The organism is Paraburkholderia lycopersici (genome assembly GCF_900096975.1).
Lineage (GTDB): Bacteria > Pseudomonadota > Gammaproteobacteria > Burkholderiales > Burkholderiaceae > Paraburkholderia > Paraburkholderia lycopersici.
The window spans coordinates 37,198-59,108 of the sequence record NZ_FMYQ01000038.1 but is presented as its reverse complement, the minus strand read 5'-3'; the positions used below and the strand labels follow the sequence as shown (position 1 = coordinate 59,108).

Annotated in this window: 20 protein-coding genes; 5 read left to right on the top strand and 15 right to left on the bottom strand. The window is 66.9% G+C overall.

Features of this window, described 5'->3' with window-relative positions:
* Positions 1–620 (top strand): AAA-associated domain-containing protein (locus BLU17_RS29020; protein ID WP_176929224.1); only part of this gene is annotated, 620 nt, incomplete at its 5' end.
* Positions 621–966: 346 nt separating this feature from the next.
* Here BLU17_RS29020 and BLU17_RS29015 read toward each other — a convergent pair.
* Positions 967–3,846 carry a mechanosensitive ion channel family protein gene (locus BLU17_RS29015; RefSeq protein ID WP_245747063.1) on the bottom strand — a complete coding sequence of 960 codons (2,880 nt, stop codon included), beginning with the start codon at positions 3,844–3,846 and terminating at the stop codon, positions 967–969.
* A 459-nt stretch (positions 3,847–4,305) separates the two neighbouring features.
* On the opposite strand from BLU17_RS29015, the gene BLU17_RS29010 reads away from it, so the two are divergent.
* Positions 4,306–5,595: an MFS transporter gene (locus BLU17_RS29010; RefSeq protein WP_092005126.1), complete on the top strand. Its 1,290-nt coding sequence runs from the start codon at positions 4,306–4,308 to the stop codon at positions 5,593–5,595.
* On the opposite strand, the gene BLU17_RS29005 is transcribed toward BLU17_RS29010, so the two are convergent.
* Together BLU17_RS29005 and BLU17_RS29000 are read right to left on the bottom strand one after the other, a co-directional pair.
* Positions 5,596–6,600, bottom strand: coding sequence for a 2-dehydropantoate 2-reductase (locus tag BLU17_RS29005; RefSeq protein WP_092005124.1), 1,005 nt, complete (start codon positions 6,598–6,600; stop codon positions 5,596–5,598). It abuts the gene before it with no gap.
* Positions 6,601–6,603: 3 nt separating this feature from the next.
* The gene (locus tag BLU17_RS29000; protein WP_092005121.1) at positions 6,604–7,374 is read right to left on the bottom strand and encodes a class II aldolase/adducin family protein; all 771 of its coding nucleotides are present in this window, start codon (positions 7,372–7,374) and stop codon (positions 6,604–6,606) included.
* 168 nt (positions 7,375–7,542) lie between these two features.
* On the opposite strand from BLU17_RS29000, the gene BLU17_RS28995 reads away from it, so the two are divergent.
* Entirely contained in the window at positions 7,543–7,986 is a 444-nt protein-coding gene (locus BLU17_RS28995; RefSeq protein WP_092005118.1) for a MarR family winged helix-turn-helix transcriptional regulator, read from the top strand.
* 78 nt (positions 7,987–8,064) lie between these two features.
* On the opposite strand, the gene hpaH is transcribed toward BLU17_RS28995, so the two are convergent.
* Genes hpaH through BLU17_RS28965 form a run of 6 tightly spaced genes read right to left on the bottom strand, consistent with a single transcriptional unit; the run spans position 8,065 to position 13,183 of the window.
* Positions 8,065–8,868 (bottom strand): 2-oxo-hept-4-ene-1,7-dioate hydratase, encoded by an 804-nt coding sequence (gene hpaH, locus BLU17_RS28990; RefSeq protein WP_092005115.1) that lies wholly within the window; start codon positions 8,866–8,868, stop codon positions 8,065–8,067.
* Positions 8,869–8,875: 7 nt separating this feature from the next.
* On the bottom strand, positions 8,876–9,277 hold the full coding sequence (locus tag BLU17_RS28985; protein ID WP_092005112.1) for a 5-carboxymethyl-2-hydroxymuconate Delta-isomerase: 402 nt from the start codon (positions 9,275–9,277) through the stop codon (positions 8,876–8,878).
* A gap of 16 nt (positions 9,278–9,293) precedes the next feature.
* A complete protein-coding gene (gene hpaD / locus BLU17_RS28980) occupies positions 9,294–10,157 on the bottom strand; it encodes a 3,4-dihydroxyphenylacetate 2,3-dioxygenase (protein WP_092005109.1) in 864 nt (287 codons plus the stop codon).
* A complete protein-coding gene (gene hpaE, locus BLU17_RS28975; protein ID WP_092005106.1) occupies positions 10,157–11,614 on the bottom strand; it encodes a 5-carboxymethyl-2-hydroxymuconate semialdehyde dehydrogenase in 1,458 nt (485 codons plus the stop codon). The genes hpaD and hpaE overlap by 1 nt, the downstream gene beginning before the upstream one ends.
* Positions 11,615–11,648: 34 nt before the next feature.
* Positions 11,649–12,416 (bottom strand): fumarylacetoacetate hydrolase family protein, encoded by a 768-nt coding sequence (locus BLU17_RS28970; RefSeq protein WP_092005104.1) that lies wholly within the window; start codon positions 12,414–12,416, stop codon positions 11,649–11,651.
* Positions 12,413–13,183: a fumarylacetoacetate hydrolase family protein gene (locus tag BLU17_RS28965; RefSeq protein WP_092005101.1), complete on the bottom strand. Its 771-nt coding sequence runs from the start codon at positions 13,181–13,183 to the stop codon at positions 12,413–12,415. Before BLU17_RS28965 ends, BLU17_RS28970 begins: the two co-directional genes overlap by 4 nt.
* Before the next feature lie 195 nt (positions 13,184–13,378).
* Here BLU17_RS28965 and hpaR point away from each other — a divergent pair, with 195 nt between their 5' ends.
* Complete coding sequence (gene hpaR / locus BLU17_RS28960) at positions 13,379–13,777, top strand: homoprotocatechuate degradation operon regulator HpaR (RefSeq protein ID WP_092005098.1); 399 nt, start codon at positions 13,379–13,381, stop codon at positions 13,775–13,777.
* Positions 13,778–13,857: 80 nt separating this feature from the next.
* On the opposite strand, the gene BLU17_RS28955 is transcribed toward hpaR, so the two are convergent.
* Entirely contained in the window at positions 13,858–14,169 is a 312-nt protein-coding gene (locus BLU17_RS28955; protein WP_092005095.1) for a thioredoxin family protein, read from the bottom strand.
* Positions 14,170–14,825: 656 nt separating this feature from the next.
* Between BLU17_RS28955 and BLU17_RS28950 the strand changes: the two genes are divergently transcribed.
* The gene (locus tag BLU17_RS28950) at positions 14,826–15,101 is read left to right on the top strand and encodes a hypothetical protein (protein WP_092005092.1); all 276 of its coding nucleotides are present in this window, start codon (positions 14,826–14,828) and stop codon (positions 15,099–15,101) included.
* Between the two features lie 36 nt (positions 15,102–15,137).
* Here BLU17_RS28950 and BLU17_RS28945 read toward each other — a convergent pair whose 3' ends face one another.
* The 5 genes from BLU17_RS28945 to BLU17_RS28925 form a co-directional block, all read right to left on the bottom strand.
* Positions 15,138–16,421 (bottom strand): winged helix-turn-helix domain-containing protein, encoded by a 1,284-nt coding sequence (locus BLU17_RS28945; protein WP_092005089.1) that lies wholly within the window; start codon positions 16,419–16,421, stop codon positions 15,138–15,140.
* Positions 16,414–18,159, bottom strand: a complete 1,746-nt coding sequence (locus BLU17_RS28940; protein WP_092005086.1) for an FAD-dependent oxidoreductase — start codon at positions 18,157–18,159, stop codon at positions 16,414–16,416. Before BLU17_RS28940 ends, BLU17_RS28945 begins: the two co-directional genes overlap by 8 nt.
* A gap of 46 nt (positions 18,160–18,205) precedes the next feature.
* Complete coding sequence (locus BLU17_RS28935) at positions 18,206–19,195, bottom strand: DedA family protein/thiosulfate sulfurtransferase GlpE (protein WP_092005083.1); 990 nt, start codon at positions 19,193–19,195, stop codon at positions 18,206–18,208.
* Between the two features lie 303 nt (positions 19,196–19,498).
* The gene (locus BLU17_RS28930; protein ID WP_092005080.1) at positions 19,499–19,744 is read right to left on the bottom strand and encodes a hypothetical protein; all 246 of its coding nucleotides are present in this window, start codon (positions 19,742–19,744) and stop codon (positions 19,499–19,501) included.
* 446 nt (positions 19,745–20,190) lie between these two features.
* Complete coding sequence (locus BLU17_RS28925; protein WP_092005077.1) at positions 20,191–21,855, bottom strand: methyl-accepting chemotaxis protein; 1,665 nt, start codon at positions 21,853–21,855, stop codon at positions 20,191–20,193.
* Between the last annotated feature and the right edge of the window lie 56 nt (positions 21,856–21,911).

The following is a 21,911-nucleotide window of genomic DNA, read 5'->3' as shown; positions in this document are numbered from 1 at the left end:
CGGAGATCAAGGTGCCGTTCAAGCATCCGCGCAACCGGCTCGACCCGGCGTTCCGCAAGCTCGTGGACGACATCTACGCGAAGATGACCGCGCGCGAGGCCGCCGAGGCCACGCATCGCCGCCTCGAAGTGGGCAGCCGCCTGCCCAATGTGTCGACCAACATCATGGCCGGCCTGATCGAGACGCTGGCGGCCGCGCCATATCACGGCCGCGCCGACATGCCGGAAATCGCGCGCTCGCTGCATCTCGAAGTGGACGACCTGTTCCCGATCGTGGAAATGCTGCAACAGCTCGGATTTGCCGACGTGCGCGACGGCGACGTGCTGCTCACGCCGCCCGCGCGCGTGTTCGCCGAGATGGGCACGCAGGCGCGCAAGCTCATGTTCGCCGATCATCTGCTGCGCAACGTGCCGCTCGCGGCGCGGATCAAGAAAGTGCTCGACGAGCGGCCCGGCCATCGCGCGCCGCGTGTGCGCTTCGAGCAGGAGCTGGAAGACGTGCTGTCCGACGTCGCCGCCGAAGAGACGCTCGATACGGTGATCGACTGGGCGCGTTACGGCGAAGTCTTTTCGTACAACGACCAGACCGAGATCTTCAGCCTCGAGGACGTCGAGGCCTAAGCTCGAAGCCGGGTGACCGCGCAGCCGGACGGCCTGGCCGTCCGGCGTTCCTCACGCCGTCGCGCGGGCGGCCATCGCTTTTCCGTTTCCCTTGTTTCCGTCGGTTTAGTCGCGCTGCTCGTGCGCGCGTCGAAGGTGAGCTTCTTCGGGAGCCGCCGCGCCTTGCGTGCATCGCACCATGTCCATCACGTGCAGACCGTTGATTAGACTGGAAAGTTTGCTAGACAGACGTTGCGCCGCGATGCCCGCGGCGGCGCTATGGTGAGCCTTTTCGGGAGAACCGTCGCGCGAAGCGAAGAGTGAGGCCGGCGCGCGCGCTCCGCGCACCGGCTGCGGGGTCGGCCCGTCAATTGGGTTTGCCGCTCGACGATCCGCGGCCGTCGCCGGACGCGCCGCCGCGTCCATTACGCGGCTTGCCGCCGCCTTGCGGCGTGTTCGCTGCGCCGCGCGACTGCGTACGCGCGCGATCGTCGTCGGGGGTGTCGTCGTCGCGGTCGCCGCCATACGCCAGGCCTTCGACATCGCTTTCGCGCGTCATGCCCACCAGAAAATTGCGCTGCGGATTCGCCAGCTCGATGCCGCGCTCCGCGAAGCGCAGCAGCACGCGCCGGTTGAACTCGCGCTGCACGCCCCAGCGCGCCGAGTCCTTGCACTGGATCTGGCCGACGAGCGTCACGCTTGCGCCATCCACCTGATCGACGCCCCAGTAGGCGAAGTCGCTGAGGATGCCGTTCTCGAACGCGTCTTCCTTGCGGAGCTCGGCGCCGATCTCGTTCAACGTGTCGATGGCGCGCTGCAGATCCGCGCCCTGCGCGATCACCACCTTCACGGCCGCGTTGCCGATGCCGCGATTCGTGTTGTTGACGGTCGTGACCGAGCTGAAGGGCACGGTATAGAGCGAGCCGTCGCCGCCGCGCAGGCGCACCGTGCGGATCGAGAGAAACTCGACGGTGCCCGAGACACCCGCCACCGTTACCCAGTCGCCGACCTGCATCGCGTTTTCGGTGAGCAGGAAGATGCCGGTGATGAAGTCCTGCACGAGCTTTTGCGAGCCGAAGCCGAGCGCCACGCCGAAAATGCTGGCGCCCGCAATGAGCGGCCCGGTGTTCACGCCGAGCTGCGAGAGCGCGGTGAGCCCCACCACCACGAGGATCGAGACGAACAGCGTGGTGCGGAACATCGGCAAGAGCGTGCGCAGGCGCGCGGCTCGCACGAAGTCGCCGGCGTCGGTCCAGGCGTTCAGGCGCCGCTCGGCCGCGCCGTTCGCGAACTCCCAGATCGCGACGGCGGCGACGATGGCGATCACGATGGTGAGCAGCGCGGAGCCGAGCATGTGACCGATGGGCGCGAGCGCGAGAATGCGCGCGGGACGCAGGCCCCAGATGTGCAACAGCAAATCGAGCGTCACGAGCCAGATCGCCACGACGACGATGCGCCTCAGTGCCGGGTAATAGCGATAGGCGCGGCGCTGGCCGAAGCTCATCTTGTCGTGATCGTCGCGCAAGCCGAACAGCCGGCTCAACGCACCGAGCAGCACGATGGCGCTCACGCGCGCGGCGAGCAGGACGACGAGCGAAAGACCGCCCGAGCGCAGCAGTGCGGCGTAGCCGCCGCGCAGATCGAGCGCCCAGACGAACCACAGCGCGAGGACGACGAACAGCGCCACGCCGACCCAGATGTCGGCGAACCACTGCATGAACCACGCATAGGAGCCGTGGCGCCCGGCCGCCGTGCGCATGGCGTTGGCCACGGGACGGCGCAACTGCAGGATCATCACGGCGAGCGCGAGGTGGCCGATCAGCGTGACGACTTTCACGAGCGCGAGCTGCGCGTCTTCGGTCATGCCGAGCGGCACCGCGGCGCTAAGGGCGCCGCCCGCGCCACCGATGACGGCGAGGCGCACGAGCCAGCGCTGCGCGTAGGCGGCCCAGTCGTCGCCGAGCGGCACAAGGCGCAGCGCGGCCGCGTCGGGGGCGAACAGCAGCTTGCCTAACATGACGACGACGCGGCAGATCACATAGGTATCGACGATCTGGCCCACCGCTTCGGCGGGCGCGGCGTCGTCGGGGCCGAAGAGCGAGAGCACGCCCGCGGCGCACAGCCCAAAGCCCACGACGGGCACGACCTCGAGCAGCATCACGAGCAGGGCGCCCGGCAGACGCTGCAGCAAGCGCCAGTGATGCACGCCGCGCAGCGCGTGATACGCCTCCTTCGCGCGCTGGGCCGCGCTTTTCGGGGAGGCGTCGTCCTCCTGCTGGGCGGCCGTGACCGTGGCGCGCGCCGCCGCGTTGGCGCGCGCATTGGCGTTGGGGCCGGCGTTGGGGTCGTTCTCCTTCGTGCCCTGGGCGTCCGCCGCTTCCATGCCGGCGGCTTCGCGCAGGGCGTCTTGCTGCGCGTCGGTTGTCGCTTGCGCGGCGAGCGCCACGCTCGTGCCCGTCGCCTCCGGCGTTTGCGGCTGCGGTACAGGCGCGCCGTCCGGCGGGGGATCGCCGTCCTCGCGCTGTTTCTCGGCCTGATGCGTGGCAATGGCGCGTTCCGGCGCGGCGACGAAGCGGCGCAACAGCGTCGCGAGCGCGAGCGCGGGCACGAGCGTGAGCACGAGCACGCGCAGCAGGCTCAGCAGCAGTGCGTGGCCCTGCGGCGTGGAGAGATGTTCCTGCCACCAGTTGCGCGTCGACCAGAGGCCGAGCAGCGTCGCGAACGTATGGTTCAGATGCCGGCCGATCATGCGGGCGCCGTGCGCGGCGTGATCGGCGATCTGGACGACGAGGCCGTTGGAGCGCAGCGCGCCCGCGAGCGGCGCGGAAGCCGGCGCGGCTGCCGACGCGCCCGATGCGGCGGCTGGTGCGCTGGCCGCCGCGCTCGCCGAGGCGGGCGTGGCCAGGGCACCGGCGGCGGCGATGGCGCGCAGCGTGTCTTCCATGTGGCCGCGCTGCACGGGGTCGTCGAGGACCTGCAGGGCCGCCTGCGCCTGGCTGGGCGTGAGCGCTACGGGTGCGGCGGGGTTGCTCGCGTGCGCGTTGGGGTCAGGCGCGTGGGCAGCGGGCTGGGCGGGATGTGACTGGCTTGCGGCGGACGGTAGCGCCGCGGCGAAGGCGGCGGGCGTCGCCGCCGTCGCGTTCGATGCGCCGAGCGCGAGCGTCGCGCAGACGAGAACGCCGGGAGCGGCGAGCAGGGCACGCAGGCGCGGCGTGCGCGGTGACGGAAAGGCGAAAGAAAGAAGCATCCTTGTCATTGGCTTACGGGTCGCGACAGCGACGACCCTTCAGTGGCGGCGGAATGAAAGACAGCAGGACGAAACGCGCGGCTCGGGAAGCGCGCCCGGGCGCGGCGAAAACGCTGCCGTCGCCAGATTCGTCGGAGTATTCGACGCGCTGGCGCAAGTTTTGTGCCCATGTTTGGCATCTGGGCGACATGGCGTTTGCGGGGGCCGCAAACGGCGCGGCGCGCGAAACGTATGAGCTGGCTATGCCTCGGAGTATGCCTCTTTTGATGCGCGAACGCGGACGTGACGCGCACGGCTCGCGAATAAAGGGGATCGGTTCGAGGCTGACGCGAACCCGCGTAACACCCGCGTAACGCCCGCCGCCTGCACGGGTTTTGATCAGTGGCGCGAGCGCCCTGGCGAGTGCTACCGTTGCGTGATCCACCATCCGGACCCGCCGGAGGCCGACGAGGAGAGCCCATGAACAGCGTCAGCATGACCGGAGTGCAGAAGGGCAAACTAAGCCGCGCGCAGTTGATCGTCGCCGCGACGATCGGCAACGCGCTCGAATTTTTTGATTTCACCGTCTACAGCTTCTTCGCGCTGACCATCGGCAAGCTGTTCTTTCCCACCATGTCGAGTTATGGGCAACTGCTGGCCTCGGTGGCAACCTTCGGCGTGGGTTTTGTCATGCGTCCGCTGGGCGGCGTCGTGATCGGCGCATACGCGGACCGCGCCGGACGCAAGCCCGCCATGACGCTCACCATTTTCATGATGGCGCTGGGCTGTCTGTTGATCGGCCTCGCGCCCACTTACGCGCAGATCGGTGTGGCTGCACCCGTCTTGATCGTGTTCGCGCGCTTGCTGCAGGGCTTTTCCGCTGGCGGCGAAGTGGGCGCGTCCACCACCCTGCTGATCGAGGCGGGCACGCCCGCCAATCGCGGCCTGCTCGGCAGCTGGCAGTTCGCGAGCCAGGGGCTGGGCGTCTCGCTCGGCGCGCTAATGGCGGGACTCCTTACGACTTTTCTCGCCGCCGACACACTGCTCGCGTGGGGCTGGCGCGTGCCCTTCCTCATGGGCGTGGCGATCGCGCCGCTCGGCATGTGGATCCGGCGGCGTCTGGAAGAGCAGGCACCCGGGCACGCGCGCCCCGTGCGCATGCCCGTGCTTGCCGTGGTGCGCGACCACTGGCGGCGCGCCGCGCTCGGCATTCTGCTGACGATCGGCACCACGGTCACGGCTTATGTCGTCACGTTCTATATGCCGACCTACGCGATCCACGAGCTGAAGGTGCCCGCGCCCACGGCCTTGCTGGCGGGGCTCGTTTCGGGCGTGGTGACCTTCGTGGTCGCGCCGGTTTCGGGGCTGCTCTGTGACCGCTTCAGCCGCCGCATGCTCATCTTCTGGCCGCGCGTGGGCGTCTTGCTGCTGATCTACCCGGCGTTCCTCTGGCTCGCGAGCGGGCCGGACGCCGCGCGCCTGCTCGTGACCGTGGGCGGCCTGAGCGTGTTGCTCGGGCTGCAGGCCGCGCCCTCCATCACGATGCTGCCCGAGATGTTTCCACGCGCCGTGCGCGCGACGGGCATGGCGATCGTCTACAGCATCGGCGTGGCGATTTTCGGCGGCTTTGCGCAGACCATCGCCACCTGGCTTGTGAAGACCACAGGCAATCTGCTCTCGCCCGCCTGGTACGTGATGGCATGCGTGGCGCTCTCGTGCCTCGCGCTGCCGTTCATTCGCGACCTCACGGGCAGGCCGCTCGACGATTGATCACGGCCGCGCCGCGCGCGCGGCTTCGAGATTCGCGTCGAGCTGGCGTGCGAGACCATAGAGCATGCCGAGCGATGGCGCCGCGATTCCCACGCGCTGCGCCAGTTCATAGGGCGCGCCTACGAGCGCCTCGACTTCGAGCGCGCGGCCCGCTTCCACGTCTTGCAGCATTGAAGTCTTGAACGCGCCGAGCTTGCGTGTGATCGCGTTGCGCTCGTCTATGGTCAACGCAAGGCGGATGCCGAGCGCTTCGCCGATCGCGCGCGCTTCGGCCATCACTGCGCTGACTAGCCCCGCCGTGAGCGGGTCGTCGAGAATCACGTCGGCGCTCGAGCGGGTCAGCGCGCTGATGGGGTTCATCGTCATGTTGCCCCAGAGCTTCGCCCAGATATCGACCTGGATGGGGGCGGCGGCCGTGACGTCGAAGCCGGCGCGCACGAGCAGATCGCGCGCTTCCCGTGCTCGCGCGGCCATGTGCGGCGAGCCTTCGCCGACGATCAGTTCATTGCCTTTGCCCTTGCGGATTACGCCCGGCCCCGAGATCGACGACGACAGATGCACGACGCAGCCCGAGGCCTGCGCAGGCGGCAGCGCCGCCGAGACGGCACCGCCGGGATCGACCGCTTCGAGTCGCCCGTTCGCATGCGCGCCGCCGAATGCGTGGAGGAACCACCAGGGCACGCCGTTCATCGCCGAGACGATATGCGTGTGCGGACCGACGAGCGGCGCGAGCGACGCCGCGGCCTGCGCGAGCGCCTGGCCCTTCAGGCAGATGAAAACCAGGTCCTGCGCGCCGAGCGAGGCGGCGTTATCGGTGGCGTTGACGGCTACCGTATAGCGCGCCTCGCCTTCGACAACCGCGAGGCCGTCGCGGCGAATGGCGTCCAGATGCGCGCCGCGCGCGAGCACGCTAACCGCGATGCCCACGCGCGCAAGGCGCGCCGCGATCAGGCCGCCGATCGCACCGGCGCCGACGACGGTAATCTTTTGACTCGGGGTGTTCAAACGTTACTCCTGCCAGGAAGGGTCGAGGCGCGTTACACGCCGGATCAGCGCGTCGAGCACGTTCTGTCCTGCGCCGTGCTCAGGCGAGAACTGCAGCGCGTCGCGCGTGGCGCGTTCGGTGATGGCCGCGGAGATGGGCAGCGTCTGGCCGCGCATCGAGTCGGTCACGACCTGGACCTCGCAGGCGCGGTTGAGCGTCCAAAGCAGCGCGAACGCGTGCGCGAGGCTCACCCCATGCGAGAGCAGGCCGTGATTGCGCAAAATGAGCAGACGCTTGTCGCCCATCGACTTCAGGATGCGTGACTTCTCGTCCGCATGCACGGTGATGCCCTCGAAGTCGTGATACGCGACCATGTCGTGCAACTGCGCCGAGTAGAAGTTCGTGTACGCGAGGCCGCCTTCCATGCACGCCACCGCGAGCCCTGCCGTGGTGTGCGTGTGCATCACGCAATGGGCGTCTTCGACGTTCGCGTGGATGGCGCTGTGAATGACGAAGCCCGCGGGGTTGACCGGATAGTCGCCCGGACTCAGGACGTTGCCGTCGAGATCGACCGTGACGAGATTCGATGCCTTGACTTCGTCATATGCGAGTCCGAACGGGTTGATGAGAAAGTGTTTTTGCGGCCCGGGCACGCGCAGCGTGATGTGGTTGAAGATCAGCTCGGTCCAGCCCATGAGATGAAACACGCGATACACGGCTGCAAGCTGCATGCGTGCGTCCCATTCCTTGGGGTCGCACCATTCGGGGCGCGCGCGCCGAATGTTTTCATTCATGACGGTCTCCTCCCTTGCAGGCAGTGATGACGCCGATCCTACGCTCAAGTAAATGCGTGTGCAAGCATCAAATTATTCACGAAATGCCTTAAGAAAAGGGCTTGCGGCGATGCTATTCTAACGGCGTGGTCGTAGTTTTACGGCCGGCGAACTCAGGCGGGAAGGCGAATGAAGGGGAAGTACAACATCGAAGAGCTGTTCACATACCGGCTTCATGTGCTCAAGAAGCAGACTGACCGCTCGATGAGCGACGCGTTCGAGGCAGCGCTTTCGCTTTCGCTCACGGAGGCGCGCTTGCTGCTGAGCGTGGGGGCATTCGGGGCGTTGTCGGTGTCGGACCTTGGGCGCGTGTCGAATCTCGACCGCAGCCAGGCGAGCCGCGCAACCGATGTGCTGGAGCGCAAGGGTCTGCTCGCCAAGACCTCGAACGAGGCGGACGCGCGCGGCGTGCTCGTGGCGCTCACGGCGCAAGGCCGCAGCACCTACCGGCGCGCGGCGTCGATTTCGAAGTCGGCCAACGACGCAATTCTCGCGGCGTTGAGCGAGCACGAGCGCGAGGTGCTGGCGGTGGCGCTCGCGAAGCTCGTGGCGAACGGGAACGAGGACGAGTGAGAGGTGCGCCGCGGCGCCAAACGCGGCGCGCTTGAACGGGTTCGCGGGTGTGGGCACGCCTATGGCATCCTGACCAGATCAGATGAAATTGAAGCCGATGCCGCCAAGCGGACCGTAGTCGGCATGGAACGTGTCGCCCGCGCGCGCGGGAATCGGGGCCGTGAACGAGCCGCTCAGGATTACGTCGCCGGCTTCGAGGCGCTCGTCATGGCGCGCAATCTTGTTGGCAAGCCATGCAACCCCCGTTGCCGGGTGGTTGAGCACCGCCGCCGCCAGGCCGCTTTCCTCCACGGCGCCGTTCTTGTAGAGCAGCGCGCCCACCCAGCGCAGGTCCACGTCGAGCGGTTTGACAGGACGGCCGCCCAGTACCACGCCTGCGTTGGCCGCGAAATCGGAAATCGTGTCGAATACCTTGCGCGGCGCCTTGGTTTCCCGGTCGAACTGCTCGATGCGCGCGTCGATGATTTCGATGGCCGGCGTGACGTACGCGGTCGCGTCGAGCACATCGAAGAGCGTCACGTCCGGTCCTTGCAACGGCCGGTTCAGCACGAACGCAAGTTCTACCTCGACGCGCGGCGCGATAAAGCGATCGGCGTATATATCGCTGCCCGCGGAAATGAACATGCTGTCGAGCAGCGGCGCGTAGTCGGGCTCGTCGATCTGCGAGGCGCGCTGCATCGCGCGCGACGTGAGGCCGATTTTGCGGCCTTTGATCGCATGGCCCGCGGCGAGCTTGAGCTTGACCCACTCGCGTTGAATGGCGTAACCGTCGTCGATCGTCATGCCGGCATGCGTGCGCGAAAAGTGGCGCAACTGCGTACGCGTGCGCTCAGCTTCGTCGAGCTGCATGGCCAGCTCGCGGATGGTTTGCTGATCTAGCATCATGAACTCACGTTTTGAGGCGGGCGTGCAGGTTGTTGTGCTTCCACGACCCGTCCTCGCTGAATTCGACGATTTCGAGCGACAGCGCGAGACCGCGTGTGGCGAAGGTTGGTGCAAAGTGCTGCTTGATCGCTTCGAAGAGTGCTTCGCCGGTTGCCTTGCGCACGGCCGGCGGCCGGCCCGCGCCGATCTTCAGGCAGCCGTGCATGAACGCGTTCTCGGGATTGCCATCGGCAACGAAGTATTGCTCGCAGCGCAGCGCGCGTGTGCGGATGCCGCCGCGCGGATAGACGCGTGCGCCCGCTTCGTCGCGCTGGGCGTCGAGCACGTGAGCAAGCGTTTCGCAAAGCTGACCAATGCTTTTCGCGTCGCCGAGATTCGCACTGTATTCGAGGGTGAGGTGGGGCATGGCGTTCTCCCGTCATTCAAGCCGGCAGTGGCGTAACCGGAAAAATCGCATTGATCTGGCCGGTGCCGGAACTGCCGAAATACGGGGTGACGATCTCCGCGCGTCCTTCATAGCGGTCCCAGCCAAGCGCGCCGAGCAGCATGGCAGTGTCGTGCATGCCGCCTTCGCCCCAGCATTTTTCGTTGTACATCGGCAGCATGCTGCAGAAGGTCTGCCAGTCGCCGCGTTCCCACAGCGCGATCACGCTGCGATCGGCCGCTTCGAGAAACGGGTCCCATACCTTGTGCATGTATTCCTCGGCGGTGCCGTTGTTCGCGAAGTGATGACTGAGCGACCCGCTCGCGAGTATCGCCACCGTGCCGTCATAACGCTCCTCGATCGCACGGCGCACGGCGAGGCCGAAACGCGCGCTCGTGGCGAGGTCGTGCCACATGCACCAGGCCGCCACCGACACGGCGCGGAATCGCTCGTCGCCGTTCATGTAGCGCATCGGAACAAGTGTTCCGTACTCCAGATCAAGCGTCGTTTCGCTGTGCGCGCGGCTTTTCACGCCCATCTCGTTCGAGACGTCGGCAATGAGGTGACCGAGTTGCGGGTTTCCCGGATACGCGTACGGCATGTTCTTGATGAAATGCGGCAGCTCGTTACTCGTGTAGACGCCATCGAAGCGCGGCGCGCAGTTGATGTGGTATTCGCTGTTGACGAGCCAGTGCACGTCGAACACGACGATCGTGTCGACGCCCAGTTCGCGGCAGCGGCGGCCGATCTCATGATGTCCGTCGATAGCGGTCTGCCGGCAGCCCTTGTGGGGGCCGTCGAGTTCGGAAAGGTACAGCGATGGCACATGTGTGACCTTCGCCGCCAGCGCGAGTTTGCCCATTACACGCCCCAATGCGGAATGTGATGCGAGCCGAGCGAAACGCAGACGTTCTTCGGCTCGAGGAACACCTCGTAGCTCCATGTGCCGCCTTCGCGGCCCACGCCCGAGGCCTTCGTGCCGCCGAACGGCTGGCGCAGGTCGCGCACGTTCTGGCTGTTCACGAAGCACATGCCTGCCTCGATGGCGGCCGCTACCCGCAGCGCCCGCCCGGTGTTCTCGGTCCACACGTAGCTGGAGAGGCCGTAGGCGATATCGTTGGAAAGACGGATCGCCTCTGCTTCGTCGTCGAAAGGAATCAGGCACGCAACAGGTCCGAAGATCTCTTCCTGCGCGATGCGCATGCGGTTGTCGACGTCGACGAAAACGGTTGGCTGAACGAAGTTTCCATTCTTGATCGCGCCGGGCAGCGCGGTCGTGTCGAGACCGCCGCACGCAAGCGTCGCGCCTTCCTTCGGTCCGAGTTCGATATAGCTGCGGACTTTCGCAAGATGTCCCTGACTGATCATTGGGCCGACGATCGTTTTCTCGTCGAGCGGATCGCCTACGGTGATGCGCCTCGCGCGTTCGACGAAGCGCTGCGCGAACCTCGCGTAGATGGAGCGTTGGACGAGAATGCGCGAGCCGGCCGTGCAGCGTTCGCCGTTGTTGGAGAAGATCATGAATACAGCGGCGTCGAGCGCGCGCTCGAAATCGGCGTCGTCGAAGATCACGAATGGCGACTTCCCGCCGAGTTCCATCGAAAATTTCTTGAGGCCGGCGGCCTGCACGATGCGATTGCCGGTGGCGGTCGAGCCCGTGAACGAGACGGCGCGCACGTCGGGATGCGCGACGAGCGGTTCGCCCGCTTCCTTGCCGTAGCCGTGCACGACGTTGAGCACGCCAGCCGGAATGCCCGCATCGAGCGCGAGCTGGCCGAGCATCGAGGCCGTGAGCGGCGAAAGCTCGCTCATCTTCAGCACGGCGGTATTGCCGAACGCGAGGCACGGCGCGACCTTCCACGTGGCGGTCATGAACGGCACGTTCCAGGGCGAAATGAGCGCGCATACGCCCACCGGGTGAAACAGCGTGTAGTTCAGGTGCGTGGTCGTGGGATAGGTATGGCCATCTACTGCGGCGCAGATTTCGGCGAAGTAGCTGAAGTTGTCGGCGGCGCGTGGCACGAGCTGCTTGCCCGTTTGCGAAATGGTCTGGCCCGTGTCCATCGTTTCGGTCCGCGCGATCTCCGGCACGTTCTTCGCGATCAGCTCGCCGAGCTTGCGGATGGCCTTCGCGCGCTCGGCGGCGGGCTTGGCCGCCCACGCAGGGAACGCGCTTTTTGCGGCGCGTACCGCAAGATCGACTTCCTGCGCGCCGCCGCGCGCGACTTCCGCGAGCACGTCCTGGTTTGCCGGATTCACAGTTTCGAAGTAGTCGCGCCCGGCATGGGCGCGGCCGTCGATGAGGTGGTCGATTCGCATGGCTAACTTATCCGGGGTTCCATTCGTTTGCGGATCAACGCCCGTACTCGGCGTCGCTTGCGATCGTATTGACGAGGCGACCGAGACCGTCGATCTCGCATACCACTTCGTCGCCCACGTTCACGTTGACGACGCCTTCGGGCGTGCCGGTCAGGATGACGTCGCCGGGAGCGAGCGTCATGAAGCCGCTCAAATACTCGATCAGTTCGGCAATGCCGGTGACGAAATCGCGCGTGTTGCCGTCCTGCTTGAGTTCGCCGTTCACGTAAGTGCGCAGGCCGAGCGCGTTGACGTCGGCAATGTCGGCGGCGTCGACGAGCCACGGTCCCAGCACGGTGCCGCCGTCGCGGTTTTTTACGCGCAGGTTCGGGCGATAGTAGTTCTCCAGATAGTCGCGGATCGCGTAGTCGTTCGCGATCGTATAGCCCGCCACGTACTGCATGGCGTCCTCGCGCTTCACGTTCTGCGCCGTGCGGCCGATCACGACGGCGAGCTCGCACTCGTAATGCATGAACGCGACATCGGCGGGGCGTCGCGTCGTGCCGCGATGGCCGAGTACCGTACCCGGTCCCTTGAGGAACACGAGCGGCTCTTCCTGCTTCGAGAACTGCAGTTCCTTCGCGTGCGCGGCGTAGTTCAGGCCAAGCGCGAAGATCGTGCCGGGCTCGAACGGCGCAAGCCAGACGACTTCGTGCTCCTCGCGCACGCGGCCGTCGGCGAGTCGCACGCGGCCGCTCCCGTTCGTGTCTTCGGGCGCGGCGTCGTGTATCGCGCCTGCGTAGGCAACGCGTCCGCGCATCATGCTCGTGCTCCCTGTGCCGCGCGCCCCGCGACGAATTCGATTTCGAGCGGCGCCCAGTCGCCAATGGCGATCGTTGCGTGCGCATCGGCATCGACCACCGGCGCGCCATGCGGTACGCCGAGCGTGATGACGTCGCCGGGGGAGAGCGTCATGAATTCGGTGACGTCCGCAAGCAATCGTGCGACACCGCGCACGTTCGTGGCCGTTGTCGCACTGAACATGGCCCGGCCTCTCACGTTCACGGCGATGGGAAGGCGGTCGGGATCGGGCACATGGCGGCGCGAGATCACGGCCGGGCCCACCACGCAGAAGTTGTCTCGGGCGCGAAATCGTACCGAGGGGCGATAGACGCTCGCGTGCGATACGCACAGATCGGCGACGAGCGTATAGCCCGCGATGTAGTCGAATGCTTCGCGCGCGGCAACGCGCGTGGCGGCGCGACCAATCACGATGCCGAGCGATGCGCCCACCTGCACGCCTTCGCTGCCCGGCACGGCCACGCGCGCACGGTGCCCCGCGAGCGTGTTGCGCGGCTTCAGGTAGAGAATGGGCGCACGCGGCGGCGCTTTGTAGGGGGGCGCGTTCACGGCGTCTCCCATCGCTTCGAGCGCGTGACGGTCGTTGAGCAGCGTGCCGTAGACGGCGCCGCTTACAGGCGCGCGGCACGCCGCGCCGCCGGCGAGCAGTGTGCGCACGGAGGCGGCATCCACGTCGAGCGGCAACGCGTCGCCTTCGATGTGAAGCAGATGATCGGCAACGGAAAACATGGCTTGGATTGGCCTGCCGGAAACGCTAATATGTTAGCGATAGTGCGCCTGCCATCATCCGTCGTCAATCTTCGCTGAAGAATTTGCGGGTTTGCCCCAGGGATCTGCCGGGCGCGCCCGCGTTCCCGTTTTGCCGAAACCGCCATGCCCGATACGTCACGTCCGAACACTCGCGTTACGCACCGCAATCTGCCCATGCTGCTTCTGCGCGCGCGCGAAAAGATGATGGAGCGCTTTCGCCCGCTGATCACGTCGCATGGTCTTACCGAGCAGCAGTGGCGCGTGATACGCGCGCTCAACGAAAGCGGGCCGCTCGAGCCGCGGCAGATTTCCGATCTCTGCACGATTTCCAGCCCGAGCATGGCGGGCGTGCTCGCGCGCATGGAGTCGCTCGGCCTCGTGACGAAGGAGCGTTTCGCCGACGACCAGCGGCGCGTGCTCGTCTCGCTCACGAAGAAGAGCCATCACCTCGTGAAGGCGATTTCGAAGGAACTGGAGTCGCGTTACAAGGCGCTCGAAGCGCAGGTGGGGCCGGAGGTGGTCGAGCGCGTGTATCGCGCGATCGACGATCTGCTCGCGGGCATGGAGGAATGAACGCGGACCGCGAGTCGACGGATAAAGGTGAGCTTTTTCGGGGGCGATCCGCGCGGATGGCACGGACCGCCCGCGCTGGACTAGCCGAGCGCAGCGAAGGCTTCGTCGAGTTCGGCGGCGCTCTGCGGGCGCACCACGCGCGCGACCTCGGCGCCGTCGCGCAGGAAAATGAGTGTGGGCCAGAGCTTCACGCGAAACGAGCGGCCGAGCGCGCGGCCGGGACCGTCTTCCACTTTCAGGCGGCGTACTTGCGGATTGCGCTCGAAAGCCGCGCCAATCAATGGCTGCGCGCCCTGGCAATAGCCGCACCAGTCGGTGCCGAATTCAATGACGGCCGGTCCGCTGAGCGCGTCGATTTCCTTGCGCGCGGGCGCATTCGGTGCGTAGTTCATCGTGTGATTCCTCGTATTCCTCGCATTGGCGTCCTCATACGATACCGCATCGCGCGGTATCGTTCAGGCGCTCGCCGATGGCGGCCGGCGCCGTCGATTCGATTGCGCGCGAAGATCAAAGGTGAGTCTTTTCGGGAGTGAGAAGGGTCGCGCGAACCGACGCACCGTTGACTCGCGCGCGCATGCGCGCGGCACGCCACTGCGCGAAGAATGCCTTGAAAACAAGGATAAAACCGCCGTCTTTCCCGGGACGAGGTGAGCGCATTCCCTTTTCCCGCCGCACCTGGACCGGCGCGGATCCTCCTCCTTTACCGCAAAGGTGAGCGTTTGCGGGAGCGCCTTTGGCGAAACCATGGCGGGTACGAGAAGCGGATGACGGCTCCGGCAAATCAATCGTGCAGACGCAACTTTATCCCTGATTTCAAGGCTTTTTCCCGTTAGATGGAGTGACCAGGCGACAAGCCGCCGCGCTCTCGGCCTCTGCGTGCGGACAGCAAAGGTGAGAAGATTCGGGAGCACGCTCCGCCTTGCCGGTCGTTATCTGCGGCGCGGTCCGTTGTCCCGCCCCGGATGGACGCCCGCGCGCGATCGGTATATAACTCAAAGAAGTGCGGGATATTTTCGACTACAGCTCACCAAGGGAGATCAAGTTCATCATGACGAGCGACGACACGCAAAAGCAGGACGCTCAAAAGCCTGGCGGCGGTGCGCCGCAGCCGGATCTGGAGAATCTGAACGCAGCTTTTACCCACGTCGATGAAGGCGTGAAATCCGGCAAGATCGCGGCGGGCGCGGCGAGAGGCCTCGTCTTCAGCCTTGTCGAAACGCTGGGCGCGCTGGTTGGCGACCCCGACCTGCCGCAGCACGCGCGGTCCGGCTACGAAGGGCTGCTCGAAGCTGCACGCGAGTTGCGCGCGAAGCTCGAGCACTAACTGTGGTTAGCGCGTGCGGCGCTCGCAGCCGCACGCTCACGAAGCCAGCAGGGCGGCCGCCAGGCCGTCCGGCGCGGCGCCGATGCGCAGCTCGCGCGTGCCGTGCCAGTCCGCGCAACGCTGCAGCGCCCGGCGCAAGTCGGCCATCAGACGGCCGCTCATGCGCACTCCGGGCTCCATATGCAGCGACTTGACCTCGAACACCTGTTGTACCCGATGCGCTTTCGCGTCGATGCGGCCGATGAGCTGCCCGCGGTTCAAGATTGGCAGTACGAAGTAACCGTACCTGCGCTTCGCGGCGGGTAGATAACATTCGATCGCATAGTCGAAGTCGAACAGGGCAAGCGCGCGCTTGCGGTCCCACACCACGGGATCGAAGGGCGAGAGCAGGGTGGTGACCGTGGACGCGAGCTTGCCGCTCGCCGCATCGTCGACGAGCGCGGCGTAGTCGCGGTGCACGAACACGTCCTGCTTCCAGCCTTCCACGCGCGCCGGCAGCACCTCGCCCGCATCGGCGAGCGCGTGCAGCGCTTCGCCATACGGACGACGTGGCAGCCGGTAATAATCGGCGGCCCAATCCGCGCGAACAACGCCGAGCGCGCGGCAGGTACGCAAGAGCAGCTCACGTTCCGCATCGGCGCGCGGCGGCAGGTCGCGCGCGTCGTTCCAGTGCGGCAGCACGCGCTCGGCCACGTCGTACACGCGCTGGAAGTTGCGCCGCTCGGCCACCATCAGCGCGCCGGTCGCGAACAGCACTTCGAGATGCCGCTTCTCCGGCTTCCAGTCCCACCAGCCGCTGCCTTTGTCGCCCGGCGCGCGCGCGAAGTCGGCGGAGCGCACGGCGCCTTCGGCGCGGATGCGTTCGAGCAGCGCGTCGATTTCCTCGCGATACTGGGCGTGCCACCCGGCCGCGTATTTCCAGCCCATGCCGGAAGGATCGAGCATGCGGTGGCGCAGCAGCCCATAGTCTTCGATCGGCAGGAAGCACGCCTCGTGCGACCAGTATTCGAAGAGCCGGCCTTCGGCGAGATGGGCGTCGAGCCAGGCGGGATCGAACGCGCCGATGCGGCTGAACAGCACAAAGTAAGGACTGCGCGCGACCACGTGGATCGTGTCGATCTGCAGTTGCGTCATGCGGCGGATGGCGTCGAGCACGTCGTCCGACGTGGCTTTGCGGCGCGGCGGCGCGAGCAGTCCTTGCGCCGCGAGATGCAGCGTGCGCGCCGCCGCGAGCGGCAGTGTCAGCGTCGGGGTGGCCGCGATCGCGCCGGCTTCAGCGGGCGCGGGCGCTTCTCCAATGTCCGCGACGCGCTCACGCATGGACGCCCGCAACCACCGTCGCCGGCCGCAATGTGGCGAGCCGTTGATGAATCTGCGCCACCACGGCGGCGCCTTCGCCCACGGCCGCCGCCACGCGCTTGGTCGAACCCGCGCGTGCGTCGCCGATCGCGTACACGCCATCCACGGACGTGGCGAGGCTGCACGACTCGTTTTCGCCGGTCACCACGAAGCCGTGCGGGTCCAGCGCCACGCCGCATGCGCGCAGCCAGTCCGTGTTCGGGTCCGCGCCCGTGAAGAGGAACAGGTGGCGCGAATCGAAATGGTCGATGCCTTCGGGGCACGGTGTCTTCAGACGCACCGACGCGAGCCCGCTTTCGTCCTCGCCGAGGCCGCCGATCTCGCTGCGCGGATGCACCCGCACGTTCGGCAGCGAAGCGATGCGGTCGATCAGATAGCGCGACATCGTCGACTCGAAGCCGGCCTTGCGGATCAGCACGTCGATCTGGCGCGCGTGCGTGGAAAGATAGACGATCGCCTGGCCCGCCGAATTGCCGCCGCCCACGAGCACGACGTCCTCGTGCTTGCAGAGCTTCGCTTCGACCGGCGAGGCCCAGAAGTAGACGCCGTGCCCCGTATAGCGATCGATCCCTTCGATGGCGGGCTTGCGGTACACCGCGCCGCTCGCGATCACGACGGTATGCGCGCGCACGTCGCCGCTGCAGGTTTCGAGGCGGCGCGGTTCCTCGTCGCAGCGCAGCGCGCGCACGGCCACGGGAATCGCGACGTGCGCGCCGAACTTCTGCGCCTGCACGAACGCGCGGCCCGCGAGCGCCTGGCCCGAAATGCCGGTCGGAAAGCCGAGATAGTTTTCGATGCGCGAACTCGCGCCCGCCTGGCCGCCCGGCGCGCGCGAATCGAGCACGATCACCGAAAGGCCTTCGGAGGCCGCGTAGACCGCCGTCGCGAGACCGGCGGGGCCCGCGCCGACCACGGCGACGTCATAAACGCGCTCGCCGTCCAGCTCGGGCAGGATGCCGAGGCAGGTGGCCAGTTCCGGCGCGCTGGGCTGGCGCAGCACCGTGCCATCGGGACAGATCACGAGCGGCAGGTCTTCGCAGCGCGCGGCGAAGCGCTCGATCACGCAGAGCGTGCTTTCGTCGCGCTCGTCGAGCACGGAGTACGGATGCCCGTTGCGCGAGAGGAAGCCTTGCAGCAAAACGAGTGCGGGATCGTCGTGCTTGCCGACGAGAATCGGCCCGCCCGCGCCCTTTTCGATCAGCGAGACGCGACGCAGGATCAGCGCGCGCACGATGCGCTCGCCGAGTTCCGCCTCGGCGACGATGGCCGCGCGCAGCCGCTCGGGCGGAATCAGGATCGCGTCGACGGGTTCGAGTGCCACGCCGTCCACGAGCGCCGGGCCGCCCGATAGCTGGCCCACTTCGGCGAGAAAATGGCCGCGCCCGTGCTCGACGATGCGCCGCTCGCGGCCCAGCCCGTCGCGCTGGAAGACCTTGACCGAACCGGAGAGCAGCACGAACATGCCGGGGCCGGTTTCGCCCGTGCGGAAAAGCAGCTCGCCCGCGGCCCAGTGGCGTTGTTCGCCGAAGCGCGCGAGGCGCACGATTTCGTCGTCGGTGAGCTCGGGGAACATCTGGTGGTGCCGTGTGGAGAGCGTCGAGAACGGCGCATCGGCGGGTTGCGGCTGCGTGTCGGCGTGGCGGCTCGCGGAAGGCGGCGCTGCGTAATCGCGAGCCTCGGCTTCGGTGATCGTGCCCATCTGGCGGTTCTCCTCGTGCGGGCGGCTCGGGAGCGGGCCGCCCGGATCAAACAGCTTTAGGCGTGATGTTGACCGGGACTTCGGCGGGCGCCTGCACCTGCAGCGATTCGAGCGTGCGGCCCGCGTCGCGCCACGCGTCGAGACCGCCGAGGAGCGGCACTACGTCGGTAAAGCCTGCCTCGGCGAGCTGCTTCGCCATCCAGGCAGCGGAAATCTCATTGGGGCACGAGCAGTAGATCACGAGCTTCTGGTCGGCCGGATACTTCCCGACGATTTCCTCGAGCTTGCGCTCGTCGGCAAAGAGCGCGCCCGGAATGATGTACGGGTCGAGCTTGCGTTTCTCCTCGGAGCGGATGTCGAACACCACGGGCGGCGGCTTGCCGCTCATCGCGCGGTAAAGATCCTCCACCGTGATGCGCGCGTTCGCGAGCTTCTTGATGAGCTGGCGGCGGCGTTGCCAGCGGTAGGTCGCATAGAGCAGCAGGAGCACGGCCACCACGACGGCGGTGAGACGGCCGAGCCGGCTCGCGCCGGCGAACAGCATGTCGATCTGCGGCGCGAACAGCACGCCGATCAGGAGACCGGTGCCGGACCACAGCGCAGCGCCGACGCCGTCGAAGCCGACGAACTGGCGATAGGGTACGCCCATGGCGCCCGCCATCGGCACGGAGACGAGCGACAGCCCCGGCACGAACTTGGCGACGGCGAGCACGCGCACGCCCCAGCGGCCGAAAAAGCGCTCGGTTTTCTTCACGCAGGTGTCGCGCGAGAGCGAGAGCTTGCAGAGCGTCTTGAGCGTGTTGCCGCCGTAGAGACGCCCGGCCAGGAACCACACGCTGTCGCCGATCAGCATGGCGAAAATGGAGAGCACGAGCACCGGCGCGACCTGCTGGCCGATCGAACCCGGATGCATGGCCGCCATCGCGCCGAACAACACGAGCGCGGGCATCGCGGGCACGGGCAACCCTAGCGATCCGGCGAGCACATTAATGAACACCAGCGCAGGCCCGTATTGCGCGATGAGGTCGTGTAGCATCGGCTTACTTCCGTTGCTTCGCTTGAGGAGACGGGAAAGACAGGAGGGTAACGTAAAGATTATGGACGCATTTCGAACGCGTGCAAGCAAGGCCGTGCGCACGCCTTGAGCGACACGCGAAGCTGCGCGCCGCCGCGAACGACGCATCACGATCGATCGTGCTTCGGCGTGTGTCCGTAACCGCTGTGTGCAGCAGGCACGTGAAAAAAGCGCCGGATTGAAAGGCTGCGACAGAGAGGAAAGGCGGCAGGAAAGCGGCACGCACCCGCGGGCGCCCCGCTTTTCGCTGCCTGTTGAGCGCGGTTAACGCGTGTGCGATTCCCCGGGCAGCTCGGCGCCCTGCGCGCGAATCGCCGCGATCAGCTCGGCCGGCGTGATTTCGTAACGCACTTCGCGATGGATGCCCGGCTTGCGCTCGTCGACTTCGATCAGCAAGAGGCTTTTGCCGTCGGCCGCCGATTCGAGGCGCAGTGAACGCAGTTCGCGCCCGGTTGCGTCGTCATGCTCGGTGAGCAGGGTCATGTTTCCGGAAGACCCGGTCGTGCGCATTGATGTTGTCCTCGTGCGTTGGGTGGTCGAGCCATTGTACGGGGTCGGCCGCGCGGCGTGTCGTTGCAAGTGAGCGCGGACGCACACAGCGAGATCGCCATGCCGCGACCCTGGCCAGCCAGTTTAACGCGACTCGTCGCCGCGACGGCCATTTTTGCGCACCCCGCAACGGGCCATGCGAAATGCGTTGCGCATTGCACCGCTGTCATGGTTGCGAAGCAAAGGGGTGCCAGGCCGCGCGCCAGAAAAAACGGCTCGCCCGGGCAGGCCGGACGAGCCGTTGAAACGCCGTTGTTACTCGGGTCAGCCAGCCGGGGTACGGCCCGCTGACGGTTTGCATGGTGCCGCCCGTCTGCCGCATTGTCGAGATGGGACTAACGCCGATCTCTCAGACCAATCGGCGGTGCGGCACGACCGGTCTGCGCCGTCGCGGCGCTCAGGCCGGGTTATGCCGCGATTTCCCCGGCGGCTTCGGCCCCGACGTTCGCCCCGCCGGACGGCTGGCGGCGCGCGGCGGGGGCGCGGGGCGCCTTGGTGCGCGTTCTCGCCTGGGGGCCCGCCACGGTGAAGAGGCGCATGGCTTCATCGAGCACGTCGGCCTGTTCGGCGAGACGCTGCGCCGTGGCGGTGGCCTGCTCAACGAGCGCGGCGTTCTGCTGCGTTGCGCTGTCCAGATGCGCGACGGCCTGATTGACCTGGCGGATGCCCTCGGCCTGCTCGCCGCTCGCATTCGCGACCTCGACGATGATCGAAGAGACGCGGCTCACGGCTTCGTCGATGGAGCGCATCTGCGCCGTCGTGGTGCCGACGAGCCGTGTGCCCTCGGCGATCTCGCTCACGCTGGCGTCCACCACGTGCTTGATCTCTCTCGCCGATGCGGCGCAGCGCTGCGCGAGCATGCGCACCTCGCCCGCCACCACGGCGAACGAGCGGCCCGCTTCGCCGGCGCGCGCGGCCTCGACGGCGGCGTTGAGCGCGAGGATGTTGGTCTGGAACGCGATGCCGTCGATCACGCCGGTGATGTCGGCGATGCGTTGCGACGCGTCGGTGATGCCGACCATCGTGCGCTCCATTTGCGCGGCGATCGATCCGCCCTCGGCGGCGGCGGCCTGGGCGTCGCGCGCGAGATCGAGCGCGCGGGTGCTGGCGTCGGCGTTGGCCTGCACGGTGGTCGTCAACTGCTCCATCGTGGCGGCGGTTTCTTCGAGCGACGCGGCCTGCATTTCGGTGCGGCGCGAGAGGTCGAGATTGCCGCTCGAAATCTCGTGCGCGGCGTCGAGCATGCCGTCGATCTGCGAACGCACGTCGAACACGATGGCCGTGAGATTGGCCTGCAACTGGTTGAGCGCCTGGAGCACGTCGCCGAGATCGTCGTTCGTGGCGATCGCGAGCGTGGCCGTGAGGTCGCCGGCGGCCATGCGCGTGGAGGCGGCGGTCATCTGCGAGAGCGGCGCACCGAGATGTCTCGTCGTGAGGCGCCAGGCGCCGACGGCGCAGACGCACGCCGCGCCGAACGCGCCCCAGAACGGCAGCGGCGGCAGACCTTGCCAGGCGGCGAAGCCGGCCGCCGCGAACACCGCGGGTACGGCGCCGTAGCCGAACGCGATGCGCGTGGCGATGGGCACGCGCAACAGCGACTGCAGCGCGCCGATCACGCCCGTGCGCACCACGACGCCATGGCGCAGGCGCACGCCCTGCAGGCGGCCCTCGCGCATCTGTGCGTAGAAGGCCTCGGCGTTGCGGATCTCCTCGCGCGTGGGCTTCACGCGCACGCTCAGATAGCCGACCACGGTGCCCTGCTCGGAGACCGGCGTAACGTTCGCGCGCACCCAGTAGTGGTCGCCGGTCTTGCGGCGGTTCTTGACTATCGCGGTCCACGGGCGGCCCTCGCGAACCGTCTCCCACAGGTCGGCGAACGCTTCGGCCGGCATGTCGGGATGGCGAATGATGTTATGCGCCTTGCCGATCAATTCTTCTTTCGAGAAGCCGGATACCGCGACGAACGCAGGATTGCAGTACTGGATGCGGCCCTTCAGATCGGTGGCCGAGACGAGCATCTGCGAAGCGGGATAGTCGAATTCTTGTTGCGTGACGGGCTGATTGTTGCGCATGAGTTCCTTCGATGGGGCCGCTTGAGACCCAACAACACTGCGTTTGATAACGGCAT